This window comes from Micromonospora sp. ATA51, assembly GCF_016802855.1.
In the GTDB taxonomy this organism is placed as follows: domain Bacteria; phylum Actinomycetota; class Actinomycetes; order Mycobacteriales; family Micromonosporaceae; genus Micromonospora; species Micromonospora sicca.
In genome coordinates, this window is sequence record NZ_JAEVHJ010000339.1 from 1 (window position 1) to 6,882 (window position 6,882).

The following is a 6,882-nucleotide window of genomic DNA, read 5'->3' on the forward strand; positions in this document are numbered from 1 at the left end:
CGGGGAGCGCCCGTGACGGCCGGGTCCGGCCGGACCGGCGCGCGGGACGCCGCCGCCGGCGCGGACGTCGACGAGACGGTCGGCGCGCGGCGGGGGCTGGAGGAGGCCGAGCGGGTCGAGCTGACCGTGGACGCGGTCGCCCCGGGCGGGCACTGCGTGGCCCGGTTCGACGGCCAGGTGGTCTTCGTGCGGCACGCGCTCCCCGGCGAGCGGGTGGTGGCCGAGGTGACCGAGCTGCACCGGGGCTTCGCCCGGGCCGACGCGGTGGAGATCCTCGACGCGTCCCCGGACCGGGTCGAGCCGCCCTGCCCGTACGCGAAGCCGGGCCGCTGCGGCGGCTGCGACCTGCAGCACGTGGCGCCCGGGGCGCAACTGGACTGGAAGACCGCCGTGGTGCGCGAGCAGCTCACCCGGCTGGGCGGGCTCACCGACGCCGAGGTCGACGAGCTGGGCGTCCGGGTCGAGCCGCTGCCCGGCGGGCTGCTGGGCTGGCGCTCCCGGGTCCGGTACGCGGTCGACGGCGCCGGCCGGGCCGGGCTGCTCAAGCACCGCTCGCACGAGGTGGTGCCGATCGACCGCTGCCTGATCGCCCACCCGGCGATCCAGGAGCTGCCGGTGCTCGCCGCCAGCGGGGCCCGCTGGCCGGACGCGGAGGCGGTCGAGACGGTCGCCTCCACCGGCGGCGACGTCAGCGTGGTGGCGGTGGCCGAGAGGGTCCCGACGCCGGTCAGCGGACCGGCGGTGGTGCGGGAGGTGGCCGCCGGGCGGGAGTGGTCGCTGCCCGCGTCCGGCTTCTGGCAGGTTCACCCGGTCGCGGCGGACACCCTGGTCGGGGCGGTCCTCGACCTGCTCGACCCGCGCCCCGGCGAGACCGCCTGGGACCTGTACGGCGGCGCCGGGCTCTTCGCCGCGGCCCTGGCCGGTCGGGTCGGCGATGCCCGGGTCACCCTGGTCGAGTCCGCCGCGGAGGGCGTGGCCGCGGCCCGGCAGAACCTGGCCGACCTGCCCCGGGTGGAGGTGGTCGCGGCCCGGGTGGAGACCGCGCTGGCCCGCCGCCGGGTCACCGGCCCGGTGGACGTGGTGGTGCTCGACCCGCCGCGTACCGGCGCGGGCGCCCAGGTGGTGCGGGACGTGGTGGCCGGCCGCCCCCGGGCGGTGGCGTACGTCGCCTGCGACCCGGCCGCCTTCGCCCGGGATGTGCGCACCTTCGCCGGCCTGGGCTGGCGGCTGGCCGCGCTGCGCGGCTTCGACCTGTTCCCGATGACCCAGCACGTCGAGCTGGTGGGCCTGCTCCTGCCGCCCGGCTGAGCCGGCCCGAAACGCCGACGCGGGGTGCGGAATCCCACACTCCGGGGCCGCCGCCGCCCCGCCGGGGCGTCCGCGCCGGCTGATGCTCGGCGGCGGGCGCCGAGCACCGGGGTGAGCCGGGCATACCCGCCCCGACCTGCGGTGACCTCGGGCCGCGCTGCGGGCTGTCGGAGGGCCGATAGACTCTTCCGTCATGAGTGTTGAAGAGGGCACGGCCAACCACGGTCGGCTGCTGGGCACGGTCCGTGGTCCGCAGGACGTGAAGCGGATGGGCGCCGAGCAGCTGGACATCCTCGCCGCCGAGATCCGTGACTTCCTGATCGCCAAGGTCTCCCGCACCGGCGGGCACATCGGTCCGAACCTGGGCGTGGTGGAGCTGACCCTGGCCATGCACCGGGTGTTCGACTCCCCCCGGGACCGGCTCCTGTTCGACACCGGCCACCAGGCCTACGTACACAAGATCCTCACCGGCCGGCAGGACGGCTTCGACAAGCTCCGCCAGCGCGGTGGCCTCTCCGGCTACCCGAGCCAGGCGGAGAGCGAGCACGACCTGATCGAGAACTCGCACGCCTCCACCGCCCTGTCGTACGCGGACGGGCTGGCCAAGGCGTACGCCGTGCGGGGCGAGCAGCGCAGCGTGGTGGCCGTGGTCGGCGACGGCGCGTTGACCGGCGGCATGTGCTGGGAGGCGCTGAACAACATCGCCACCGCCGGCAACCCGCTGGTGATCGTGGTCAACGACAACGGCCGGTCGTACTCGCCGACCATCGGCGGGCTCGCCGACCACCTCTCCTCGCTGCGGCTCAACCCCGGCTACGAGAAGGTGCTCGACACCGTCAAGGAGGCCCTCGGCTCGACCCCGCTGGTCGGCAAGCCGATGTACGAGGTGCTGCACGCGGTCAAGAAGGGCATCAAGGACGCGGTCGCCCCGCAGGCCATGTTCGAGGACCTCGGCATCAAGTACGTCGGCCCGGTCGACGGCCACGACGTCGCCGCGGTCGAGTCGGCGCTGCGGGCGGCGAAGAACTTCGGCGGCCCGGTGATAGTGCACGCGGTTACCCGCAAGGGCTACGGCTACCGGCCGGCCGAGGAGGACGAGGCGGACTGCCTGCACGGCCCGGGTGGTGCCTTCGACGTCGAGACCGGCCAGCTGGTCGCCGCGCCGTCGGTGAAGTGGACGCACGTCTTCGCCGACGAGCTGGTCGCCATCGCCGACGAGCGGCCCGACGTGGTCGGCATCACCGCCGCCATGGCCGAGCCGACCGGCATCGCCAAGCTGGCCCGCAAGTACCCCGAGCGGACGTACGACGTGGGCATCGCCGAGCAGCACGCCGCCACCTCGGCGGCCGGCCTCGCGATGGGCGGCCTGCACCCGGTGGTGGCGGTCTACGCCACCTTCCTCAACCGGGCCTTCGACCAGGTCCTGCTGGACGTGGCGATGCACAAGCTGCCGGTGACCTTCGTGCTGGACCGGGCCGGCGTCACCGGCCCGGACGGGCCGAGCCACTACGGCATCTGGGACATGTCCGTCTTCGGCGTGGTGCCCGGCCTGCGGATCGCCGCCCCCCGGGACGCCGGCAGCCTCCGCGAGGAGCTGCGCGAGGCGGTCGCCGTGGACGATGGCCCGACCATCGTCCGCTTCCCGACCGGCACGGTCGCCGCCGACCTGCCGGCCGTACGCCGGGTCGGCACCGTCGACGTGCTCGCCGAGTCGGCCCGGACCGACGTTCTGCTGGTCGCCGTCGGCTCCTTCGGCGCGCTGGGCATGGAGGTGGCCGCCCGGGTCGCCGAGCAGGGCTACGGGGTGACTGTGGTCGACCCGCGCTGGGTCCGGCCGGTCCCGGCCGAGCTGGTCGAGCTCGCCGCCGGCCACCGACTCGTGGTCACCGTCGAGGACGGCGTCCGGGTGGGTGGCGTCGGCGACGCCCTCGCCCAGGCGATGCGGGACGCCGACGTCCGGGTGCCGCTGCGCGACCTGGGCGTACCGGCCGACTGGCACCCGCACGGCACCCGCGCCCAGATCCTCGCGGACCTCGGCCTGACCGCGCAGGACGTGGCCCGGGACGTCACCGGCTGGATCTCCGGCCTGGACGCCCAGCCCGTCGACGACGTCCAGCGTGACGAGGCCGGCGCCAAGAACTGACGCACCACGCAGAGGGGTGGCCCTGCTGATCAGGGTCACCCCTCTTGTCATCAGCAAGAAGGGCCGGACGGCGCTCGACCCGCGAACCCCACCACCGCAACAAACGACGTCAGCGGCCGCCGACGGACCGGTACCAGGTCTTCTCGGTGCCGGCCAGGCTGAACGTCTGCTTCCTCGTCGGCTGTGGCGCCACCACCAGCCCCGGCCGGTCCACCAGGCGTGACGTGCCCGGCGGCGCGGCGAACGAGGCGTCCCGGGTGGCCCGCCAGCTCAGCACCGCCAGCGGCTGCCCCGGCATCGGCAGCAGGTACGCCTGGAGGGTGGTGGAGCGGTCGGCGGGGGAGACCACCGGGGCCCCGCCGTCGGCCGGACGGTAGACCACCGCGGTCATCGTGCCGGTGGCGCTCTCCCAGCTCAGCTGCTCCAGGTCGGCCGGCTCGCCGCCCCCGAGGGCGACCTCGCCCAGGGAGCGGACGGCGAGCCTGGCCATCGGCCACGACTCCGGCACCGAGCGGGGGGCGTCCCGGTCGCCGATCCGGCGCGGGATGCTGCCGAACGGGCCCCGCTCGCCGGCGAGCACACAGGTGTCCAGCCCGGTCAGGGCCCGGCGGCCGGAGCCGGTCTCGTCGCGGACCAGCGGGTACCGCGGGTCGGCGGTGGCCGTACCGAGGTCGAGCAGGCGGTCCGCGGCCCGGCCGCGCGGCAGCGACCGGGTGGGCCGCAGGGACGCGGTCAGCTCCACCGCCCGGCAGGCCGGCACCGCGACCGGCGCGGTGAGGCCGTCGGCGGTGGGCAGCGCCCGCCCGTCAGGGTCGAGCAGCCGCTCCACCCGGGCCGAGGTCAGGTAGCGCCGGCCGGCCGGGAGCTGGACCGGCAGCACGTCGGAGTAGACCAGGTAGCCCGGGTCGGTGTACTCGGTGGCGTGGCTGACCGCCCACCGGTCGCCGTCCCGGGTGAGCTGGAGCAGCCAGGACGCGCTCTCGCCGGGCACGTCCGCGGCGACCAGGGCCAGCGGCGCCCCGTCCACCTGGCCGGAGAAGAGGATGCCCGACGAGGGCAGGTGCGCCCGGTCGTCGACCGGCGACCGCCAGTCCCGTACCGCTGCGGTGACCGCCGCCGTGGTGGCGGCGTCACCGGCCAGGCTGCCGCGCGGCGGCCACACCGTCAGCGACCCGTCCAGGGTGTCGTAGCCGACCGGCAGCGTCGTCGCCCGCCGGTCGGCGACCGGACCGCACGCGGTCACGCTCAGCAGCAGGGTCAGCAGTGCGGTGGCTGTCGTGCCGCGCCGGCGGACTGAAGCCACCTGTACGCCCCCGATCGCGTCGCCGGTCGTGTTTTCGAAGCCACATGGTACGAGATGTCCGGTCGCCGGACCGCGACCGCCTCGCCCGGCCCACCCGCCACATAGGACGACGCGTTGCGTTTCGTGCCGTTTCCGGCTCCGGTAGACTCCGCCGACTGTGACCTCTGCCGAGCCCCGTGTCGAGTCCCGACCCGACGCCCGCGCCGGCTCCGAGTCCGCCGTGACCCTGGACACTCCGGTGCGGCCGGGCGCCGGAGGACGGCTGGCGGCGCCGCTGCGCCGCTGGCGGCGGACGCCCCGCCGGCAGGACCTCGCGGTACACGGCGTCTTCCTGCTCGCCGCGGTCTGGGTGACCAGCCGGATCTGGGCCGACCCGGCCGGTCGGGTCGCCTCGCTCTACAGCAGCGACCCGGCGCAGGTGCAGTTCTTCCTCGCCCACTCGGTGCGGGTGGTGCTGCACGGCGAGTTCCCGTTCTACACCGACCAGTTCAACTACCCCGACGGGGTCAACCTGATGGCGAACACCGCCATTCTGGCGCTCGGCATCCCGATGGTGCCGGTGACTCTCCTCTTCGGACCGGCCGTGTCCTTCGTGACGCTGGTGACGCTCGGCCTCGCCGGCACCGCCGCCGCCTGGTACCACGTGCTCTCCCGACACGTCGTACGGACCCGGCTGGCCGCCGCGGTCGGCGGCTGGTTCTGCGGGTTCTCGCCGGCGATGCTCTCGCACGCCAACTGGCACCCCAACATCATCTCCCAGTTCCTGCTGCCGTTCATCGTGTGGCGGGTGCTGGTGCTGACCCGCGCCACCCGCCCGGTCCGCGACGGCGCGCTGCTCGCCCTGCTGGTCACCGTCCAGGCGTTCATCAACGAGGAGATCCTCCTCTTCACCGCGCTGGCCTGCGGCGTCTTCCTGCTCGCCGTGCTCGCCCAGCGGCGCGACCGCTGGTCGGCCGCGTGGCGCCCGCTCGCCACCGGGCTGGCGGTCTGCGCGCTGCTGGCCGGGGCGCTGCTGGCGTACCCGCTCTGGGTGCAGTTCGCCGGGCCGATGGCGTACCACGGGCTCAGCGACACGGTCCGCGACTACGGCAACGACATCGCCGCGTTCTTCGCCCCCGGCTCGCCCACCCTCGGCGGCAGCGAGCGGGCCAACGTCAACCTCGCCCCGAACTACTCCGAGGAGAACGCCTTCTTCGGCTGGAGCCTGTCGCTGCTGGCCGTCGGCATCGTGGCCTGGCTGCGGCGCGAGGTGGTGGTCCGGGCGCTCGCGGCGACCGGGCTGTGCTTCGCGGTGCTCTCCCTCGGCGAGCGGGTGTCCTGGTGGGACCGGGACCTCGGCACCGGCCCGTGGGAGCTGCTGGTCCGGCTGCCGCTGCTCGACGCGGTGGTGCCCACCCGGTTCGGCCTGATCACCACCGTGGTGATCGGGGTGCTGCTGGCCCTGGCGGTCGAGCGGGCCTGGTCGCTGCGGACGCCCGAGCGGCGGACCGTGCGGACGCTGGCAGTCGCCGGCCTGGTCCTCGCGCTGCTGCCGATCGCGCCGATGCCGCTGCAGGTCACCACCCGCCCGGCGGTGCCGCGGTTCATCACCGCCGACCGCTGGCGCGAGTACGTCGGCCCGGACCAGACCCTGGTGTCGGTGCCGGTGCCCAGCATGGGCAACACCCACGCGATGCGCTGGGCCGCCAGCACCAACCTGGACTTCAAGATCCCCGGTGGTTACTTCCTCGCCCCGCGCAACGGCGTGACCGGCGACCCGGGCCGGTTCGGCGGGCGGCCGAGCGGCATCGGCGACCTGCTCGAGGAGGTGGCCACCACCGGCCGCACGCCGAAGCTGGACGACCGGCAGCGCCGCCGCTGCCTGGACGAGCTGCGGCACTGGCGGGCCGCCGTCGTGGTGCTGCCGCTGGGCCAGCAGAACGCCGAGCCGCTGCGGCGTACCGTCGAGCAGCTGGTCGGCCCCGGCCGGCAGGAGCTGGACGTGTGGTTGTGGGACGTCCGGACACTGACCGACCGGTCGGCCTGACCGCCGCCCAGTCGGTGAAGGTCGTCTGGGGCGGCCAGTCCTTCACCTACACCCTGCCGGCCCGGACGACCGCCACCTTCACCTGGTCGGGCACCCAGTCCG

At 75.0% G+C, this 6,882-nt stretch carries 4 protein-coding genes; 3 read left to right on the forward strand and 1 reads right to left on the reverse strand.

What is annotated here, in order from left to right; all coding sequences use genetic code 11:
• The first annotated feature begins 96 nt into the window (after positions 1–96).
• Complete coding sequence (locus JNW87_RS32235) at positions 97–1,308, forward strand: class I SAM-dependent RNA methyltransferase (protein WP_236648456.1); 1,212 nt, start codon at positions 97–99, stop codon at positions 1,306–1,308.
• Positions 1,309–1,501: 193 nt separating this feature from the next.
• Positions 1,502–3,451, forward strand: coding sequence for a 1-deoxy-D-xylulose-5-phosphate synthase (dxs, locus tag JNW87_RS32240; protein ID WP_109804904.1), 1,950 nt, complete (start codon positions 1,502–1,504; stop codon positions 3,449–3,451).
• A 109-nt stretch (positions 3,452–3,560) separates the two neighbouring features.
• Here the strand turns inward: dxs and JNW87_RS32245 are convergent, their stop codons facing one another.
• Entirely contained in the window at positions 3,561–4,754 is a 1,194-nt protein-coding gene (locus JNW87_RS32245; RefSeq protein WP_109804905.1) for a hypothetical protein, read from the reverse strand.
• A 157-nt stretch (positions 4,755–4,911) separates the two neighbouring features.
• Here JNW87_RS32245 and JNW87_RS32250 point away from each other — a divergent pair, with 157 nt between their 5' ends.
• Positions 4,912–6,780: a hypothetical protein gene (locus JNW87_RS32250; protein WP_109804906.1), complete on the forward strand. Its 1,869-nt coding sequence runs from the start codon at positions 4,912–4,914 to the stop codon at positions 6,778–6,780.
• The last annotated feature ends 102 nt before the right edge of the window (positions 6,781–6,882 follow it).